11 protein-coding genes are annotated in these 20,164 nt (G+C 70.9%); 6 read left to right on the forward strand and 5 right to left on the reverse strand.

Going from position 1 to position 20,164, the window contains the following annotated elements; translation table 11 throughout:
- The first annotated feature begins 60 nt into the window (after window positions 1-60).
- Window positions 61-1,200, forward strand: a complete 1,140-nt coding sequence (locus tag Pla163_RS01260; protein ID WP_419186184.1) for an NAD-dependent epimerase/dehydratase family protein — start codon at window positions 61-63, stop codon at window positions 1,198-1,200.
- A gap of 165 nt (window positions 1,201-1,365) precedes the next feature.
- Here the strand turns inward: Pla163_RS01260 and Pla163_RS01265 are convergent, their stop codons facing one another.
- From Pla163_RS01265 to Pla163_RS01280, 4 genes are all read right to left on the reverse strand, one after another.
- Window positions 1,366-4,581 (reverse strand): FG-GAP-like repeat-containing protein, encoded by a 3,216-nt coding sequence (locus Pla163_RS01265; protein ID WP_145182377.1) that lies wholly within the window; start codon window positions 4,579-4,581, stop codon window positions 1,366-1,368.
- A gap of 678 nt (window positions 4,582-5,259) precedes the next feature.
- The gene (locus tag Pla163_RS01270; protein WP_145182379.1) at window positions 5,260-8,472 is read right to left on the reverse strand and encodes an FG-GAP-like repeat-containing protein; all 3,213 of its coding nucleotides are present in this window, start codon (window positions 8,470-8,472) and stop codon (window positions 5,260-5,262) included.
- A 225-nt stretch (window positions 8,473-8,697) separates the two neighbouring features.
- The gene (locus Pla163_RS01275; protein ID WP_145182382.1) at window positions 8,698-10,764 is read right to left on the reverse strand and encodes an endonuclease/exonuclease/phosphatase family protein; all 2,067 of its coding nucleotides are present in this window, start codon (window positions 10,762-10,764) and stop codon (window positions 8,698-8,700) included.
- A 224-nt stretch (window positions 10,765-10,988) separates the two neighbouring features.
- On the reverse strand, window positions 10,989-11,324 hold the full coding sequence (locus Pla163_RS01280; RefSeq protein WP_419186185.1) for a DoxX family protein: 336 nt from the start codon (window positions 11,322-11,324) through the stop codon (window positions 10,989-10,991).
- A gap of 64 nt (window positions 11,325-11,388) precedes the next feature.
- Here Pla163_RS01280 and Pla163_RS01285 point away from each other — a divergent pair, with 64 nt between their 5' ends.
- Complete coding sequence (locus tag Pla163_RS01285) at window positions 11,389-11,772, forward strand: DoxX family protein (protein ID WP_145182388.1); 384 nt, start codon at window positions 11,389-11,391, stop codon at window positions 11,770-11,772.
- 57 nt (window positions 11,773-11,829) lie between these two features.
- On the opposite strand, the gene Pla163_RS01290 is transcribed toward Pla163_RS01285, so the two are convergent.
- Entirely contained in the window at window positions 11,830-12,855 is a 1,026-nt protein-coding gene (locus Pla163_RS01290) for an NAD(P)-dependent alcohol dehydrogenase (protein ID WP_145182391.1), read from the reverse strand.
- A 334-nt stretch (window positions 12,856-13,189) separates the two neighbouring features.
- Between Pla163_RS01290 and Pla163_RS01295 the strand changes: the two genes are divergently transcribed.
- The 4 genes from Pla163_RS01295 (at window position 13,190) to Pla163_RS01310 (ending at window position 20,142) form a co-directional block, all read left to right on the forward strand.
- Window positions 13,190-13,843, forward strand: a complete 654-nt coding sequence (locus Pla163_RS01295; RefSeq protein WP_145182394.1) for a TetR/AcrR family transcriptional regulator — start codon at window positions 13,190-13,192, stop codon at window positions 13,841-13,843.
- A 445-nt stretch (window positions 13,844-14,288) separates the two neighbouring features.
- A complete protein-coding gene (locus Pla163_RS01300; protein ID WP_145182397.1) occupies window positions 14,289-16,886 on the forward strand; it encodes an FG-GAP repeat domain-containing protein in 2,598 nt (865 codons plus the stop codon).
- Window positions 16,883-19,606, forward strand: coding sequence for an FG-GAP repeat domain-containing protein (locus tag Pla163_RS01305; protein WP_145182400.1), 2,724 nt, complete (start codon window positions 16,883-16,885; stop codon window positions 19,604-19,606). The genes Pla163_RS01300 and Pla163_RS01305 overlap by 4 nt, the downstream gene beginning before the upstream one ends.
- Before the next feature lie 143 nt (window positions 19,607-19,749).
- Window positions 19,750-20,142: a hypothetical protein gene (locus Pla163_RS01310; protein WP_145182403.1), complete on the forward strand. Its 393-nt coding sequence runs from the start codon at window positions 19,750-19,752 to the stop codon at window positions 20,140-20,142.
- The last annotated feature ends 22 nt before the right edge of the window (window positions 20,143-20,164 follow it).

Here is a 20,164-nt window from a genome sequence, read left to right on the forward strand (position 1 = left end):
GCTCCGGCGCAGGTCGCCGGTCGTGGGTCGACCTTTCACACCCCGAACTCGGATCGCTCCATGACCTCTCGTCGTCATTTCCTCGGTCGCACGGCACTTGGCACCACGGCCGCCCTCCTGGCCGGTTCGCCGCTCGGTACCGCCGCTTCGTCGCGCTCCTCGGTCTCGCAGGAGATGTCCGCAGCACCGTTGGTGGCGCCGGCCGCGGTGCCGCTCACGATTCTCGTCCTCGGCGGCACGGGCTTCATCGGCCCGCACCAGATCGAGTACGCCCTCGCGCGCGGCCACCGCATCACCATGTTCAACCGCGGCAACGATCCAGGTCTCTACGGCGACCGCGTGGAAGAGCTCACCGGCGACCGCGACGTTCGGAAGGGAACCGGCCTCACCTCCCTCGCGGGCGAGCGGCGCTGGGACGTGGTGATCGACAACTCGGGCTACGTGCCGCGCCACGTGCGCGATTCGGTGGAGCTCCTGAAGGATCGCTGTGGACGCTACGTCTACACGTCGACCGTCGCGGTCTACGACTTCGACGCCGCCCCGAACGTCGATCGAGACGGGCCGCTGCTCGCCGCGCCCGCGCCGGAGGTCGAGAACGTGACCTGGGAGACCTACGGTCCGCTCAAGGCCGAGTGCGATCGCATCGTGCAGCGCATCCTCGGCGAGCGCGCCACCATCGTGCGCCCCACGTACATCGTCGGTCCGGGCGACACGACCGATCGCTTCACCTACTGGATCGAGCGTCTGATGCGCGGTGGCGACGTGGTCTGTCCGGCCTACCCCCAGCGCCGGGTGCAGTGGATCGACGTGCGCGATCTGTGCCCGTTCCTCGTCCACCTGGCCGAGAACGGCACGCCCGGAGCGTTCAACGCCGTCGGCCCCGCATCGCCCGTGACCAACGCCGAAGCCATGCAGGGATTGCGGGCCTTCTGCGCGGCGCCGACCGAGCTGCTGTGGCCCAGTGCCGGACTGCTCGACGAACTCGAGTACCCGACCCCGATGTTCGACCGATCGCGCGGCGACCACCTCGCGGGCGCGAGCCACGCGATCGCGGCGGGCCTGACCTACCGTTCGCTCGCGGACACCGTGCGCGACACGCACGCCTGGTGGCTCGAGCAGTCCGACGAGCGACGGGCGCGAGCCCGCGGCTGGCCCTCGGCCGAGGCGGAAGCGGCCGTGGTCGCGCGCCTGCGTCGCTGAGCGCGTCGGGCACGGCGCCCCCGATCGGAGCTTTCAGAATGCAGCGGGCGGGCGCGGCCGATGTGGCCGCGCCCGCCCGCTGTTCACCGGAGTCACCGTTTCAAAGCCACCGTCTTGGAGCCACCGCTCGGTGGTCCCGCTCGGTGGCTCCCTCCGGTCAGCTGCTCAGAGGTTCTCGAAGACGAGGCTGTCGGTGCCGTTGCCGACCGAGACCAGGTCCAGGTCGCCGTCCCCGTCCACGTCGCCGAAGTAGACGCGGTACTCGGTGGCCGACGGACCGAGCGCGAGGCCCGAGTTGGAGAAGGTCGCGCTGCCGTCGTTGAGCCACACGGACGCGGGAGCTCCGTCGTTCGAGATGGCCAGGTCGAGGTCGCCGTCCGCGTCGAAATCACCGATCGAGACGTTGTTCTGGAAGTTCGTTCCGAGCGTCGCTCCGAACGCCGTGAAGATGCCGGAACCGTCGTTGCGCCAGATCTGCGTTCCGGTGGCGGTGACTTCCACCAGGTCCAGGTCACCGTCGCGATCCAGGTCCGCGGACTCGAGGTCGCGCGTGCTCTGGGCTCCGAGCGCTTGCCCCGAGTCGCTGAAGACGCCCGCACCATTGTTGAACCAGACGACGGATGCACCATCGCGCGCGATCGCCAGGTCCTGGGTCCCATCGCGATTGAAGTCACCGAACTCCAGGTCCGTGGGCGAACCGGCGACCGGAGCGGCGGGCAGCTTGGTGAAGATCGCCGAGCCGTCGTTGATCCAGATCTCGTTGACCCCGACAAAGTTGCCGAAGGCGATGTCGAGGTAGCCGTCACCGTTCACGTCGGCGACGTCGACGGCCGACGTCGTGGCAGAGGCGAAGGGCTGCGGCGACGACTCCTGGGCCGTCGAGGCGAAGGCGCCGTTGCCGTCGCCGAGCCAGACCCTGTTCGGCTGGAAGAAGTTGCCCACGACGGCATCGATGTGTCCGTCGCGGTTCATGTCGGCCATGTTGAGTCCGATCGAGAACGTGCTGGTGAGGCCGAGCATGGCATCGGTGAAGACGCCTGCCCCGTCGTTGACGAACAGGTTGTCCGGACCGTTGTCCACCGCGACGAAGACGTCGAGGCTGCCGTCCTCGTTCACGTCCGCGAGCGCGCCCCGCAGAGCGGCGCCGGCGCTGAACGGCATGACGGTGTCGACCAAGGTCGCCGTGCCCCAGACGCCCGTCAGCGAGCTGAGGTAGACGCGGTTGCCCCCGCTCAGGTTGGAGACGACCAGGTCGGGGTCGCCGTCGGCGTCCATGTCGGCCACCGCGATGCCGCTCGAGTCCAGGGATCCCAGCGCGATACTGGAGTCCGTGAAGGAGGCGGCGCCGTCGTTGCGCCAGACGCTGTTCGCGCCACCCGAGTCGGCGGTCAGGATGTCGAGGTCGCCGTCACCGTCGGTGTCGGCCACGGCCACGCCCAGGGTCAGGGCCGATCCGATCGTCTGGCCGATGGCGGTGAACGATCCCGTTCCGCTGTTGATCAGCACCGAGTTCGTGCCGTTCCGGCCGAGCACGATGTCCACGTCGCCGTCGCGATCCAGGTCGCCGAGCGCAATGGCTTGCGTGCCGGTGGGGAGCGCTTGCCCGGAGTCCGAGAACGTGCCGCTGCCGTCGTTGACCCACAGGCGCGACGAAGCGACGTTGTTGCCGAAGACGAGGTCGTCGTCGCCGTCGAAGTCGCGATCGATCACGGCGACGCAGGTGCTGTCGGCGTTGCCGAGCATCTGACCGGAGTCGGCGAAGACTCCGTTTCCGTCGTTGATCCAGATGGTGTTCGGCTGGCCTTCGTTGGCGAACACGAGGTCGAGGTCGCCGTCGATGTCGACGTCACTGAGCGCCACTCCGTTCGAGGCCGCCGTTCCGAGCGCCTGCCCCGAGTCGGTGAGCGTCCCGGTGCCGTTGTTGCGCCAGACCGTGTTCGGCTCGCCGAAGTTCGCCACCACCATGTCGAGGTCGCCGTCCCCGTCCACGTCGCCGAGCGCCACACCGCGCGAAGCAGACGTTCCCAGGGCCTGGGCCGAGTTCGTCAGAACACCCGTGCCGTCGTTGAGCCACATCCGGTCGGGGGTGCCGAAGTTCGCGAAGACGGCGTCGATGTCGCCGTCGCCGTCCATGTCGCCCAGCGCCACGGCGCGGCAGTCCGCCACTCCGATCGACTGACCGGAGTCCGTGAAGCCGGCCGTGAGGTCGCGCGCGCCCGACGGACCGGCGTCCTGTCCGTCCGTCGCTTCGATCGCGTCGGCGGGCAGGGTCGACGAGAAGTCGAGGCCCGAGGGCGAGCCCGGGGTCACCGACGTTCCGGCGTAGTCACCGCGGGCGACCAGCGTGGCGCCCGTGCCGAGCGTGATCGTCAGGTCGTTGGTGCCCGGACCGGCCGAGAGCGTGGCGCCGGAGCCGAACGTGTCGCCGGCCACGAACAGGTCGATGCCCGACGGAGAGGGGTCGTTCACCACAGGGGTCGAGGTCAACGGCACCACGACCGTGTCACCGCTCGAGAGCGTGCCACTGCCGTCGACGTCGTTGAAGGCCGCTTCGCCGTCGAACCGCAGTCCCAGTTCGTCGTCGGTGATCGTGAGCGTGTGGGTGGTCTTGGTGTTGAGCGGCGCAGGCCCGACCACGTTCGTGAGTTCGAGGATGACGGTCTCGTCGCTCTCCGCGTCGGCGTCGTCGATGATCTCGACGTCCACCGACATGGACGCTCCGTTGCCCGATCCGGCCGGGAAGGTCACCGTCGTCGGCGTGAAGTTGAAGTCGGAGCCCGCGGTCGCCGTGCCGCCGGTGCGGATCACGTCGACGCTCGTGTCGGCCAGCAGGGTCGTTCCGGCGGTGGTGGACAGGGAAACGACGACGGGGAAGAGCCCGACGCCTTCGTCCGGCGCGCTGCTCGCGGTGACCTGGAAGCCCACGCGCGCCTCGTCGTCGTCCGTGATCGTGACGCGGTGGGTGACGCGCTCACCCAGTTGGCCGCCGGTGACGTTCGAGATCGTCAGGTCGAAGGTCTCCGGACCCTCGATCGATCCGTCGGACAGGATCGGCACGCCGAAGGTGCGGATCGATTCGTCGGACGCCCCGAAGGAGAAGGACACGGGGTAGGAGACCGCCGTGTAGTCGACGCCCGCGACCGCGCTGACGTCGGAGCTCGTCACCATGAAGTCGACCGGCGCCTGGAGCGCCTCACCGTCGGGGCCTTCGAGGCGCACCGAGACGGAATGGAACGTCGCTGCCTCGTTGGTCGTGGCGCTCGACGGGCTGACGAACGTGACCTTGAACACGGGCTCGGAGGGTGAGCCACCGCCGCACGCTGCAAGGGTCGACAGAACGAAGAGCGAAACGAGGGTGAAGACGAAGGTGTGGCGGCGCACGGGATCCGAGGGTCTCGAGGTCGAGCGCGCCGGACGGGGAGCAGCTGGCAGGGCCGTCCCGCGTGGCGCGCGGCATGAGGACGCGTCGCGGTCGGCCGATGGCCGAACGATCGAAGCGCAGAACGCGTCGACAGAAGACTAGTCAGAACGGGCCTGCTTGTTGCACGGGGCCCCCCATCAGTTTCGCGGCCCGTCGGCGCCCACCCCCGCGTTCCCGATCACCGAAAGTGGCCGATCCGCCGGTCCTGGCCTCGAAGCCTGCGCTGCTTCGCATTTGGCGACTCCCGTCCGAGGGTCCGCAGCCGCCGCGCGAGGGTCCCGGCGGCGCGACAGGGTGTCCCCGAAATGGGCAGGGGCGTCCAGGGTGTGCGCGTAGGGGCCGGTCCCGACGCGCGGGCGTGCGCGCTCGGGGGCATGGACCGGATCGGCGCTGCGGAAGCGGCGGGTGCTGCGTTCGAGCGCCGGGTCGACCGCGGCCCGTCTGGGACGGCGCTCGAGGACGCGGGTCCGTTGGGGTGGCCGGCGGCTGGCGGGGGACTGGACGAGGTCGGCCCGGGCCCCCGCCCCGTCGGGGCCGATGATCGTCGCGCCGCTCGAACGGGTGTCCGCGCGGGGTCGCCGGGCGCGACCCGAGTGGAACGCGCTGGGTGAGGAGCTCCCGTCTTGGCGCTGGCTCCGCTACTCGTTGCGACAGACGAAGTCCGCGCCGCCCGCGTTCAGTCCGACGAGCTCGCGGTCGCCGTCGCGGTCCAGGTCGGCGATCAGCACGGCGCTGGTCGCCGACGTCGCGTTGAGCGCGATGCCGGAATCGGTGAACGCCGCGGCGCCGTCGTTGAGCCACAGGGTCGTGGCCGACGCGTCCGCTCCGATCACGAGGTCGAGATCGCCGTCGGCGTCCATGTCCGCGACACCGACGCCGGTCTGGTCACCGGTCCCGAGCGTCTGGCCCGTGTCCGTGAAGATGCCGAGCCCGTCGTTGAGCCACACGCGCGCGCCCACCGATCCGCTCGTGGTCTCGACGATGTCGAGCGCTCCGTCGCGGTCGAGGTCGGCCAGGGCGACGCGGACCGAGTCCGTCGCGCCCAGGCTCTGACCGGAGTCGGAGAACACGCCCGAGCCGTCGTTGGTCCAGACGGTGCAGCCGCCGCCGGTCACCGCGATCACCAGGTCGAGGTCGCCGTCGCGGTCCACGTCGCCGAGCTTCGCATCGGTGCTGGTCGTGGCGCCGAGCGTCTGGCCCGAGTCGGTGAAGACGCCGCCGCCGTTGTTGAACCAGACCGTGTCCGGTTGGTTCGAGCCGTTCGCGACGACGAGGTCGAGATCGCCGTCGCCGTCCACGTCGCCCATGTCGATGCCGTTCGAAGCGGCCGAACCGAGACTCAGGCCCGAGTCGGTGAAGCCACCGGATCCGTCGCCCTTCCAGACGGCGTTCGGTTGCGACAGGTTCGCGACCGCGATGTCGAGATCGCCGTCGCCGTCCACGTCGCCGATCGCCGCCGCCGTCGAGTTGGCCGTACCGAGCGACAGTCCCGCGTCGGTGAAGACGCCGCTGCCGTCGTTGGTCCACAGGGTGTTCGCGCCGTTCGCGACCACGACCAGGTCGAGATCGCCGTCGCCGTCCACGTCGGCGAGCTCGCCGTCGTTCGACGCTCCCGAGCTCAAGGTCTGGCCGGTGTCGATCAGGGAAGCCGAGCCCCACACGCCCGAGAGCGAGTTCAGGTGGACGAGGTTCGCCGTGCCCTCGTTCGCGACGACGAGGTCCAGGTCGCCGTCGCCGTCCAGGTCGCCGGCCGCGATCGCGCCCGAGTCGTCCGAGCCGAACTCGAAACCGCTGTCGACGAACGTGCCGGTGCCGTCGTTCCACAGCACGCGGTTGGGCGCTCCGTCCTCCGCGGTCGCGAGGTCCGGATCACCGTCGCCGTCGAGGTCGACGAGCACGAGGCCGAGAGTCGAGTCCACGCCGAGCGTCTGGCCGGGGAAGCTGTAGGTGCCCGTTCCGTCGTTCACCCAGACGGTGTTCGCGCCGTCGCGGCCGCGCACCACGTCGGGGTCGCCGTCGCCGTCGATGTCGCCGGTCACGATGTCGCGCGACAGACCGCTCAGCGACTGACCGGAGTTCGTGAAGAAGCCGAGGCCGTCGTTGAGCCAGACGCGCGCGACCTGGCCGTAGTTGCCGAACACCGCGTCGATGTCGCCGTCGAGGTCGGTGTCCGCGAGCGAGAGGCAGGTGGTCTCGTCGCTGCCGAGCGACTGGCCCGAGTCGGTGAAGACGCCGGCGCCGTCGTTCGTCCAGACCGTGTTGCCCTGCGCGAAGTTGGGGACCACGAGGTCGAGGTCGCCGTCCGAGTCGATGTCGGCGAGCTCGGCGTCGGTGGAGTTCGCGGTGCCGAGCGTCTGACCGGAATCGGTGAAGACGCCCGCGCCGTCGTTCGTCCAGACGCGGTTGGCCTGGGCGTAGTTCGCGACGACGAGATCGAGGTCGCCGTCGCCGTCCACGTCGCCCAGCGCCGCGCCGCGCGAGTCGGACGAACCCAGGCTCTGGCCCGAGTCGGTGAGCGTGCCCGCGCCGTCGTTCAGCCACACGCGGTTACCGGCGCCGCTGTTCGCGAAGACCGCGTCGAGGTCGCCGTCACCGTCCACGTCGCCGAGGTCCACGTCGCGACTGTCCGAGGTTCCGAGCGTCTGGCCCGAATCGCGGAAGCCCGCCACGACGTCGCGCGCGGCCGAAGTTCGCGCGTCCCAACCGCCCGCCGCTTCGAGAGCGTCGGCGACGAGCGCGGAGGCCACGTCGAGGCCGCTGGGGGAGTTCGCGCTCGCGTTCGAGCCCGAGTACCCGCCCCGCGCGCGCAGGGTCGCGCCGGTGCCGAGCGTGACTGTGACCTCGGCGCTGCCGGGACCGGCCGCGATCGTCGCTCCGGTGCCGAACGCGTCGCCGCTGACGAACAGGTCGAAGGCGGCCGCGGAGGTGGCGTTCACGACCGCGTCGATCGTCATCGGCACAGTCAGCGTGTCGCCGGCCGAGATCGCGCCGTCGCCGTCCACGTCGCTGAAGACGGCGGCGCCCGCGGTCTCGAGTGCCGGCTCGTCCTCGGTGATCGTGGCGGTGTGCGTGGTGGTCGCGCCCACGAACGCCGCAGCGCTGGGGTTCGCGAGCTCGAGCACGACGGTCTCGTCGCCCTCGGAGTCCGCGTCGTCGATCACGGCGATGTCGGCCGTCAGCGTCGCGCCGTCGCCGGAGCCCGCCACGAACGTCAGGTTCGCGGTGGTGAAGGTGAAGTCGGTCGCGTCGGTCGCGCTGCCCCCCGTGCGCGCCACGTCGATGGTGAAGTCCTCTGCCAGCGTCGCGCCGACCGAGGTCGTGAGTTCGACGTCGACGCCGAAGGTGCCGCTGCTCTCGTCGGTGGTCGCGCTCGAAGCCGCGGCGAAGGACACGCTGGCCGTCTCGTCGTCCGTCACGTCGACGCTGTGGGTGGACTGCGCTCCGAGTCCGCCGCCCGACGGGTTCGAGAGCGTCAGCGTCAGGTCCTCGTCGCCTTCCACGAGCAGGTCCGCGAGCACCGGCACGTTCACCAGTTGCACCGCACCGTCCACGGCGCCCGCGGTGAACGTGACGGTGGTGGCGACCGCGGTGTAGTCCGTGCCCGCGAGCGCGCCGCCGTCGCTGCTCGCCACGTCGACCGTGAGGGGCGCCGACAGCGTGCCGCCGCCCGAGACCGAGAGCGTCACGGAGACCTGGTGGTTCGCGGCGGACTCGTCGGCGGTGGCGCTGGTCGCGGTCGAGAAGCCGACGCGGATCACCGGGCCGTTCGCGCCGCGGTTGTCGTTGCAGGCTCCGAGGCCGAGGGCGACGAGGAGGGCAGTGGAGGCGAGGGAAGGCTTGGGACGGAGCATGGCGGCGGCCCGAGCGACGGGCGCGTGAAGGGGCGGGGATGGGCGTGGTCCCTCTTCGGTGCCCCTCCCGGCGCGCTTGAGCCACCGCTGTGCCGAGTGTCAGCGCTGGATTGTCGGTGCGGCGTCAGGCACGAAAGTGCCACCTGCCGGGCCGAGACGCTGCGAATCGCAGCGTCGTCGGCGGCAGGTGGCACTTTCGTGCCTGACGCCGTACCGACAATCCACTCAACGGCGCACGAGCTCCGCCACCACCGGCCGGTGGTCCGACGCCACGCTCTCGTCGACCACGCGCGCCGGGCCCACGTTCCAGGCCGCCGGTGGGCCCGCGAACACGAAGTCGATCTCGACTCGCGGCTCGTCGGCCGGCCAGGTGGACCGCGCCGCGTCGGGCTTGTCGGCCTCGGTCGCGAGCTCGCGGAACAGAGCCAGGGTGCGCGAGTCCGGCCCGTCGTTGAAGTCGCCGAGCAGGACGAACGGCCGGTCGAGCTCGGCGAGGTGTTCGGCCAACGCTCGCGCCTGTGCGAACCGGAACCCGTCGTCGTCGACCCAGTCGAAGTGCACGTTCACGACCAGCACCGTCGAGTCGTCGGGCAGGCGCGCCTCGGCGATCAGGGCGACGCGCGGCTCGTTGCCGTCGGGCAATCGCAGCGCGTAGGTGTCGACGAGCGGATGCTTCGACAGGATCGCCATGCCGTAGCGCCCGCCCTGGTAGTCCATGAAGCTGCCGAACGCGGGGTGCATGCCGAGCGCGTCCGCCAGCGCGAGCGGTTGGTTCACGCCGTTCGTGCGTGCGACCCCGAGATCGACCTCCTGCAGGCCGACGAAGTCCGCTTCGAGTTCGCGCAGGACGTCGGCGGTGCGCACGAGGTCGAGCACACCGTCCGAGCCTTCGCCGTGGCGGACGTTGTAGGTGGCGGCCCGCAGCGTTCCGACCTCGGTCGTGGAGTGCGGCCGACGTTCCAGTCGCGCGAGCACCGCCGCGTGGTCGGACGGGAAGCGCTCGACGCCGTCCACGACGTGCTCGCGGATCACGCGCGCCGACACGGCTCGCCACGGCCCGAGCGTGTTCTCCAGCGCGAAGGCCCGCCGCTCCGTGGCCGCCCGGGCCACGCGCGCCGGGTCCGGCCGCGAGCGGTAGTGGACGAAGTCGATGCGATCCTGTTCCTGCTCGGGAAAGCGCGGCGTCCACGTGGCGTCCGCGGCGCGGTCGACCACCGGATGGAGCTCGCGGTACGCGTCGCGGAAGCCGGCGCGGGCCATGAGCTCGCTCGTCGGCCAACGCAGCGCCACGCCGTACTGGTCGATCGCCGCCTCGCCGTAGTCGAGGTGCGACATGGCGTTGAAGTCGCCGGCGAGGACGACGGGAACACCTTCGAGCCGTTCGTCCGCGAGCCGCTGCTCGAGCGCGACCAGGAGCTGCTCCAACTCCGCGCGCGACGCCTCGCAGGCCGCGAGCATGGCGTCCGGATCGTCCGTGTCGCGCGTGCCTTCCGCCCAGATCTCGCCGCTGTACGGCAGCCAGACCGCGAACACGGCCACGCGCGAGGCGTCGGGCAGAGCGAGCAACGCGCCGACGCACTGGAACGGCTCGTGCACCGACAGGTCCGCGAGCACCGGGTAGCGGCTGAGGATCGAGACGTTCGTGCCGCGCGGGTGGAAGTGGAAGCCGAGCACGTCGGCGATGCGTTCGCCCGAGCCGTAGGTCTCCTGCATCGCGACCACGTCGGCGCCGTTCGCGCGGATCACGTCGACGACGCGCTGGGGGCCGATGTCCTCGCCGTCCTCGCGCCCGCCGTGCCAGATGTTCCAGGTGAGGACGTCGAGGTGGGGGTTGGCGCGCCAAGAGTCCGCTGCGGCGCGGCGCTCGGTGACGAAGGCCTCGGCGGCATCCAGCGCGCGCGCGTCGCCTTCCACCATGAGCGTGCGCCCCGCGACCCAGGCGACCTCCAGCGAATCCACGTGCCCGCCGGCCTCCGCGATTGCGGCGCGGGCGTCGTCGGCGAAGTCCTCCACGAGCCGCACGTACGGCGTCAGATGGGCCTCCAGCGCTTCCCAGTGCTTGCGAAACTCCTCGTTGGGTGCCCCCTGGTACACGAACCACTCGTCGCGACCGGGCTGGTACTCGGGCGGCGGCGGCAGCAGCCCGTGGAGGTCGAGTCCGCGGAACGCGAACGTGCGCCGTGCGTCCGCCCCGCTCGTGCCGCTGTGCTGCGCCTCTCCGCGGCCCGAGTCGGGTGCGGCGCAGCCCGCGAGGGCCAGCGAGAGGGCGAGGACAGGGAGCGTGCGGAGCATGGGCGGACTCTAGCGCCTGAATTGAATGTGTCAGACACGTCCTACTCATCCTGAATAGAAAGTGTCAGACACAACTTATTCACCCGGTGGCTCCCCACACGCCCTGCAGGCCCGTTCGGAGGCCCTCGGACGCTCCTTCGCCCGTCGCCCGAAGAGTCCGTGTCAGACACTTCCTACTGACACTTCCTACTCGAAGTGAGGAGGAAGTGTCTGACACGGACCATTCAGGCCGCGACCACCAGGAACCCGTTCACGCCCAGCAGGATCGTCGCCGGTAGGGTCGCCACGAAACCGTCGCCGGCGCGGATGCGAACCCCCACCCCGAGCACCATCAGCGCCGTCAGACCGCCCGCCGCCAGCAGGGTGAGCGGGGGGAACAGGTAGCCGCCCAGCAGCCCCAGGGCTCCGAGCGTCTCCATGACGCCCGTCAGCACGCGGAAGCGCGCCAGCCCGAATCGCTCGAACTCCGCTTCCATCGAACCGCCGAACACGCAGGCCAGGCCGTAGCCCGCGAAGGCGACGATCGACAGCACGCGGCAGATCTCGAAGGCGAATTCCATGGTCCGCGCTCTGTAGCCCCTCGTTCTGCCGACTCCCGCCCGAACCTCTCCGAAGAACCCTCCCATGCCGCCCGTCACCCTCGCGACCGCCCTGCAAGTGGTCATCGGTCTCGGCCTCCTCAACGTCTGGCTGCTGCGCTCGTCCATCGCGACGGCCTACCGCGGCGGCGATGCGACGTCGCTGAAGGAGGAGTTCGCCGCCTACGGCCTGGGGTCGGGCATGTTCGCGCTGGTGGGGACGCTGAAGGTGGGCTCGGCGATCGCGCTGCTCGTCGGACTGTGGGTGCCCGAGCTCGTCCTGCCCGCCGCGGTCGTCGTCACGGTGTTGATGGTCGGCGCACTCGCGATGCACGCGAAGGTGAAGGACCCCGCGCTGAAGTCGCTGCCTGCGTTCTGCATGCTCGCGATGAGTGGGACGCTCGTGATCGGTACGGTGTCAGGCACGTAGCTGTCACCTGCCGCCGACGTGGTTGCGATTCGCAGCGGCGCGTACGGCAGGTGACAGCTACGTGCCTGACACCGTACCGATCACGATCGCCCCGAGATTGCCACCGGCTCCGACCTGGCGCAGCGCGTCGGCCGTCTCCTCGAGCGGGTAGGTGCGCGCGACGACCGGATCGAGTCGGCCGTCCGCGAGCCAACCGCTCAGGAGCTCGAGATCGGCGGCGTTCGGCTTCGCGATCAGCCCGGCCATGCGCGGGCCACCGAACAGGGACAGCCACGCGGTGCGGCGCAGCTTGCCCGACACGGCCACGTAGCGACCGTTCGGCGTCAACGCGCGCCGGCAGGCGGCGACGGGCGCGCTGCCGATCATGTCGAGGATCACGTCCCAACGTTCGCAGCTCGTCGTGAAGTCGTCGGTCCGGCGATCGAGCACCGCGTCGGCTCCGTGAGCGAGCACGAACTCGTGCTTGGCCGCGCCGTCGAGACCCGTCACGTGCGCGCCGAGGATCTTCGCGATCGCCACCGCGGCCGAGCCCACCGCTCCGCCCGCTCCGATCACGAGCACGCGCGGCGCGGGCCCCGTCCGACCGCTCGCGAGCCGTCCCACGTCCCGCAGCCCCTGCAACGCCGTGATCCCCGCGACGGGCGTGGCCGCGGCCTGTTCGTGCGTGACGCGCTCCGGCTTCGCGGCCAGATGCGTCTCGGGCACCGCCGTGAACTCCGCGAACCCACCGCCCTGGGGGGCCTCGCCGAACACCGCGTCGCCGACCTCGAAGCGCGTGACGGCGGACCCGACGCGTTCGACCACGCCCGACAGGCCGTACCCGAGCACCGGCCGCCGGATCGTGAACACCCCCTGGTAGAGGCGGACCGCCACGGCCGGATCGGCGGTGAGCATCCGCCAGTCGCCCATCCCGACCACCGTGGCGCGCGTGCGCACGAGGACGTCGCGCGCGCCGACCGTCGGCAGCGGCAGGTCGCGCAGCTCGATCACGTCGGGCGTGCCGTAGCGCGCGTAGGTGGCGGCGCGCATGGTCGCGGGGAGGGCGGGCGGCGAGTCGGTGCGGGAGTCGGTCGGGGTGGCCATCGGAACGAGGATCGGGGCGGGAGCGGAGGCGGTCATCGAAAGGTCGGGGGCGGGGCGCAGGTCGAGCGGCGGGGCGAGGGCAGGCGTTGCATCTGAGGTGGCGGCGTCTCGCGGTGGTCCCGGGCCGCGGGCCGCCGAGGCGGGGCTGCTGGGCGGCTCTTCATGGCTTACGCTGTAGGTTTACGCCGTAAGGTATGCTCCCGCCCCGCGCCCGTCAACCCGCTACCAGCCTGCCCGCCAGCGCCGCCGACGACCGCTGGACCACCGCTCGGGCGTCGAACGGACCGGTGCGCCATCCACGACCGATCGGCCCGTCGCCCTTCCGAGCCCCCCGATGCCCGAAGCCCGCACCCCCCTCACCCGCGAGCGCGTCCTCGCCGCCGCCCTCGAGCTGGCCGACGCCGACGGGCTCTCTGCCCTGTCCATGCGCCGACTCGGCCAGGCGCTCGGGGTGGAGGCGATGTCGCTCTACAACCACGTGCCCAACAAGGCCGCGATCCTCGACGGACTCGTGGACCTGGTCTTCGCCGAGATCGAGCTGCCCACGCCCGGCGAGCCCTGGAAGGACGCCCTGCGCCGCCGCACCCACGCCGCGCGCGCCGTCCTGATGCGCCACCCGTGGGCGATCGGCCTGATGGACTCGCGCCGCAGCCCCGGCCTCGCGACCCTGCGCCACCACGACGCCGTGATCGGCTGTCTGCGCCTGGGCGGTTTCACCGTCGCCGGTGCGGCGCACGCGTTCTCGCTGATCGACAGCTACCTGTACGGCTTCGTGCTGCAGCACCAGGCCCTGCCCTTCGACGGCGAAGACGAGTTGGCCGAGGTCGGCGGGCAGATCATGGAAGGTCTGCCCGAGGGCGCGTTCCCGCACTTCGTCGAGCTCGCCACCGAGCACGCGCTGCAGCCCGGCTACGACTTCGGCGACGAGTTCGCGATCGGGCTCGAGGTGGTGCTCGACGGGATCGAGCGCGCGGCGACGTGGCAGTGATCGGTACGGCGTCAGGCACGCAGCTGCCACCTGCCGCCAAAGTCGCTGCGAATCGCAGCGACGTCGGCGGCAGGTGGCAGCTGCGTGCCTGACGCCGTACCGATCACACAGGCCGTGGCGGAGACGTTCTTCTCGATCGACGACGAACGTTCGAAGGGCGAGACCTCGAGTCCAAACCATCGTGCAGTGCTCATGTCGGACCCAACCGGCACGGTCGGTCGGTGCCGTGCGAGCGCGAGGCCGTCCGTGATGCGAGCGCTGGTGAGAGGTGGACCTGGGTCCGAACGGCCGGAAGCGCCCTCCAGCGCCCCAGCCTCGATCGGACCGTCGCGCGCGACCCGATTCGCCAGAGGTGTTGCGAGCGGCCCCCCACCTTCGCACTCCCGTGTTCCAATGCGTCGTCCGCTCCTCTGCCCTTGCCCGGGCTCCACACGCCCTTTCGTCCATGGCCATTTCGATCCGAACGGGGTCGCGCGGATGCACGGCATTCGCCGCCGCCCTCGCTCTCGCACTCCTGCTCGCTCCCGACGCCTCCGCTCGCGTTTCGCGCGACGACAGCGCGTCCTCCACCGACCTCGGCGGCGGTTCGCCGGGCACGGCGCAGGTCCCCCAGGTCGTCTTCACGGGCTCGCCCGTCGTGGGCCGACCGTTCCGACTGCAGGTGGAATCGGCGGCGGCGAACGCGCCCGGACTGATGGGCTTCAGCGTGACCCAGGTCCCCGTGCCGCTGCCCGAGTTCGACGCGATCGTGCATCCCGGCCTGCCCCTGTTCCGGCTCAAGTCCTTCGTCACCGACAGCGGCGGAGCGACGCCCGTCGGACTCGGCCTCCCGACCGTCGGCAGCGAGTACCTCGGCGTGGAGTTCGTGGTGCAAGCGTTCGTCGCCGACCCGCTGGCCCTCGGCGGACTCGCGTTCTCGGACGCGCGCCGGATCCGGTTGGGCGAGGTGCCGGAGGCGCCGCTCCTGCCGTTGCCGGTCTCGCGCACGGGTGGACGGGTCTACGACGTCGTGAGCGCGCAGTTCGACGGCGACGAGCACATGGACCTCCTCGTGTCCATCTACTTGCAGGATCGAGTCCTGGCCATGTCCGGGCGCGGGGACGGGACGTTCGAGACACTCGCCGAGTTCACGTTCCCGATGTCCCCGCTGGCCTCGAAGGAGATTCTCGCCCAGGACTTCGACGGCGACGGGAACGACGACGTCCTCGTCCTCGCGAACGGTCTCGGCTACCTCTACCTGAACGACGGCCAGGGAGGATTCGGTCTCGAGCAGGTGGTGCAGGTCGGGGGCGTCGGCTTCGCGGCCGCTGCGGCCGACCTCGATGGGGACGGCCTGCTCGATCTCGTCGTCGCGAACTCCTCGACCGTCTCCGTCCCGCGCGGCCACGGCGACGGGACGTTCGGGCTGCCGTTCGCCTACGCGGTCGGAGCGAACCCGACTTCGATCGCCGTGGCCGACTTCGACTCCGACGGTGATCAGGATCTCGTGGTGGCGAACTCGGGTTCGGACGACATCACGATCCTCTTCAACGACGGTGCAAGTGTCTTCCTGCAGTCGCTCACGCTGCCCGCGAGGAACACGCCCGAAGAGGTCCGCACGGCCGACGTGGATGGCGACGGCCTGCTCGACATCGTGCTCGTGCACCACAACGACCTGTTTGCGTCGGTCTGGCTCTCCGACGGCGTCGGTGGGTTCTCGGAGCGGATCGACTCGCCGGCCGGCCTGGACGTGTGCGCGCTTCTGGACATCGACGGCGACGGGCAGCTCGATCTGCTCACTCGCTCCGGCACTTCACCGTTCGCCGTCGAGCTCCTGTACGGCGACGGCGCGGGCAGCTTCGGCGACTCGGAGATCCGTTCGGTCGGCGCGGCGGCGTTCGTGTCCGCCGTCGAGGATTTCGACCTGGACGGGCGACTCGACGTCGCGATCGGCACGCGCGCGGGCGGGCAGAGCGCCGACGGCTACGAGGTGATGACGCTGATGGGGCGGAGCGAGGACGCCTTCCTCGCTCTCGATCCCTTGCCCGAACTCGACGCCAGGCCGCGCGACGCCGCCGGTGGAGATCTCGACGGCGATGGCCACCAGGACCTCGTCCTCCTGCTCGAAGACCTCGACGACGTCGGGCTGACGATCCTGCGCGGCGACGGAACGGGCGCGCTCGTCGAATGGAACACCATCGGCCCGGGAAGCAACCTGCGCGAGATCGCCCTGCGCGACGTGGATCAGGACGGCGTCCTCGACATCGTCGGCGCCGGCTGGTCGAGCGACGACGTGCGTGTGTTCATCGGCACAGGCGACGGAACCTTCGCGGCTCCGCTCCTGTTGCCGGGCGGCGACAGCGTGATCGGGATCGCGGTCGGCGACATCGACGGCGACGGGATCGTCGACATCGCCAACAGCGCCGAGGACGACGACCAGGTGCGCGTGCACCTCGGACTCGGCGGCGGCGCGTTCGCGGCGCCGCTCGTGTGGCCGGTCGCCAGCGAGCCGGTCGACGTGCATCTCGAGGACCTCGACGGCGACGGGGTCTGCGAACTGCTGGTCCTGTGCGCCGGCGCGTCCGTCCTCGAGGTCCACGAGTTCGGCGTCGGCGGATCGACGCTCGTCCAGTCCACCGCGGTGCTTCCCGACTCGACTCGCATCTTCACCGAGGACCTCGACGGCGACGGTGCCATGGACGTCGCCGTCCGCGCGTGGGAGTTGGTGTCGCTCCACGCGAACACCGGCTCGGGCGTGCTCGCCCTCGGATTCCAGGTGCCGCTCGGCACCGGGGACGGTCCGATCGCGATCGTGGACGTCGACGGCGACGGTCTGCGCGACCTCGTCGCTTCCGACGGGATGCTCTCCTCGCAGTTCCCGCGGCTCGTCGTCCGCATGCAGACGCCCGGACAGGGCTTCGCTCCCGGTCGGTTCTACGCCTGCGGCAAGAACATGAACATCGTGGTCGCGGTCGACCTCGACTCGGACGGCATCGCCGACATCGTCACGCTCTCGCGGAACGAGGAGATCGGCTACGTCCTGCGCGGAGCACTCCTGCGATGAGAACCAACCGCTCCAGTCGTTCTACGCTCACCTCTCCGCTCGCCATCGAATCCGTGAACCGTACTCGTATCTGCGCTTGCCACCGCACCCGCCTCAGCACCGACGACGGTCGACGCGCGCCCGATCGCGAGGCGCGCGCCGCGATCACGGCCGCCGGTTCGCGCGTCGCCTCGGGGCTGCTGACCGCCGCGGCGCTGCTCATCGCGACCAGTGCGTTCGCTGCGCCCGCCGGCGCACAGACCACCTGTTCGACCGCGGCCGACTCCGCGAACCTCGGCGGCGGCAGCAGCGGAGCGTTCGGACAGCCGCGGCTCACGTACGTCGGCGCGCCGATCCTGGGCGGAACGATGCGCATCCTCGTCACCCACGGTCCCGCGTTCGGCGTCGGCGGCTTCGCGTTCGGCAACACCTCGATCCCCGTGGCGCTGCCGAGCTACGACGCCGTCGCCCACCCCTCCGCGCCCTTCTTCGCGAGCGGGATCTTCACGCTCGACGCGGACGGCCGCTCGTCCAAGTTGCTCGGCGCCAGCGTGCTCGATCCGTCGCTGTGCGGCGTGTCGTTCGTCGGCCAGGCCGTCGTCGTCGACGCGACCGCCGTGGGTGGCTTGGCGTTCACCGACGCGCGCCAGTACGTGCTCGGCGACGTGTCGGGCGACTCGCTGTTCGACCAGGAGGTGTTCCCGACCGGATCCCTTGGGCGCGAACAGGTGCTGGCGGACTTCGACGGAGACGGCATCCGCGACGTGGCGGTCGTCTCCGGCGGTTCGACGTCCATCGCGGTGCTCCTCGGGATCGGGAACGGTCGCTTCGAGCCGAGTTGGTCGAGCCCCGTGCCGGCGAACGCGACCGACATCGACGCCGCCGATCTGGACGGGGACGGAGTGGTCGACCTGGTGGCGTGCGTGGAGGCGATCGACCTGGTGCAGGTCTTCCTCGGACTGGGAGACGGGACGTTCCAGGCACTCGTTCCGTTCGCGTCGGGCGGCGACGAACCGGCGGACCTGGTGATCGCCGAACTGAACGGCGACCTGGTTCCCGACCTCGCGCTCGCGCACCGTCGGTCCGACGAGGTCACCGTGTGGTTCGGTCAGGGCGGCGGGCTGTTCGGTGCGCCGAGTGCGCTCGTGCTGACGTCGTCGGAGGGCCCGACCGGGATCCGCGCCGCCGACATGGACGCCGACGGGGACCTCGACATCGTGCTCGTCTCGACCGATGTCGACGGCCTGACGATCTGCACGAACGACGGTACGGGCGCGCTGACCGAGTCCGGATTCGCGCCCTTCTTCTTCCTGAAGGACCAGGTGCGCGTCGCGGACATGGACGGCGACGGAGCGCTCGACGCGATCGCGGTGGTTCCGCAGATCACTGGCCGCGTCGTGATCGCGTTCGGTGACGGCGCCGGCGGCTTCACCGGGATCAGCGAGAAGTCGTTCGACCTGGTGAGCGAGCGTTTCGACGTCGGCGATATCGACGGCGATGGCGAGCTGGACGTCCTCGTCGTGGACGACAATCGGTTCGAGGCGGTGATCCTGCGCGGCCTGGGCGGCGGGGTTCTCGCGGACGGAGCGACGTTCGACCTGCCCGCCGCGGGCGCGTCGGTCGCGCTCGAGGACGTGGACGCGGACGGGTGGCTGGACACGGTGATCTGCGCCGCGGACGTCCCGAACCTGCTCGTCGTGCCCGGCGACGGAACCGGCGGCCTGGTCGAACCGACGCGCACGTTCGTGACCGGTGGTGGGGTGGCGTTCGCGCGCGGCGACCTCGACCACGACGGCGACGACGACCTGGTCGTGGTGCGCGGCGCGGGAGGCGTGCTCGCGACGCTCCTCAACGGCGGAGCGGGCGCGCTGTCCGCACCCGTCAACCATCCGATGCCGGGCAACGGCAAGCACGTCGCGCTCGGGCGGATCGACGGCGACGGCTTCCTGGACGCGGCCGTGCCGTCACCGGCCGAGGACGGCGTGCAGGTCCTGCTCGGCCTGGGGAACGGCGGCTTCGGCCTGCCCGTCTTCGTGGCCGTCGGCAGCACTCCGCGCTGCGTCGCTCTGGACGACGTGGACGGCGACGGCCTCGTCGATCTGCTCACGGGCTCTCCCACCGGCGTCACGATCCGCCCCGGCAACGGCGACGGGACGTTCGGACTCGAGGTGGGCTACGCGACCGCAGCCGTCGAACGCCTCATCGTCGCCGACCTGAACGCCGACGGCCTGCCCGACGTGGTCACGGCGCACCGCGTCTCGGGCGACGTGGGCGTCCTGCTCGGACAGGTGGGTGGAACGCTCGCGCCCGTCCAGACGACGTCGATGGGGACCGGACCGAGCGGCCTCGTCGTCCAGGACTTCGACGGCGACGGCGTGCTCGACGTGGCGACGGCCAACCGCGGCAGCGACGACCTCTCCGTCCGACTAGGCATCGGCGACGGGACCTTCGCGGCCGAGCAGCGCTACCCCGGCGGGTTCGAGCCGCGGTCGATCGTCTCGGGCGACTGGAACGGCGACGGAAGCCTGGACCTGGCCGTGTGCCACGGGTCGAGCGGCGACGTGTGGGTCTACCGCGGTCGTGGCAACGGTGGGTTCCTGCCGGCGCTGCGCTTCGCCGTGGACGAGTCGTGCGTCGCGCTCGCCAGCGCGGACCTCGACGGCGACGGGGTGGACGATCTGGTGGTCGTGGACGAGGCGATCTCGATGGCGACGCTTTTGATCGGGCGGTTGTTCGACTGACGCGCCGGCGGCGTCGCCCGCGGCACAGTTGCGGCAGGGCGGCGGCCGTGCCGCGTTGGGCGCCGGCATCCCTCTCGGCCTCTTCCCGGCGCCGTCGGTGGCGGATTCGTGACGGGCGCCGTACCGATCACTACCATGGCGCGATGGGACCGCGCCTGCTCCACGTCGTGCTGTTCGCCCTCTCGCTCGCCAGCGCCGGCTGCATGCCGGGCCAGCGCCTGCTCGACGCCCGCATCGAAGTGGACGGGGCGGTCGTGGCCGAGACGTACTTCTCGATCGACGACCACCGCTCCGAGGGCGAGGCCTGGAGCCGACTCGACGGCGCGGTGTTCGAGGCGGTGGGCGCGGGCCTGCCAGCTCCGGACGCCGAGGGGCGCGTCGAACTGACGGGTGCGATCGGCCTCGTGCTCGACCACGCCGGCGACCCGTTCGTGGGTGCCGAGCTCGTGGTGCTGCTGCTCGTGCCAGACGCCGCGGGTTCCGGTGGCTGGTGCCTCGCGCCGGGCGAAGTGGAGCGCACGCGGCCGCCGAAATGAACGTGTTGGGCTCGGCGCGACA

The organism is Rohdeia mirabilis (assembly GCA_007750655.1).
Taxonomy (GTDB): domain Bacteria; phylum Planctomycetota; class UBA1135; order UBA1135.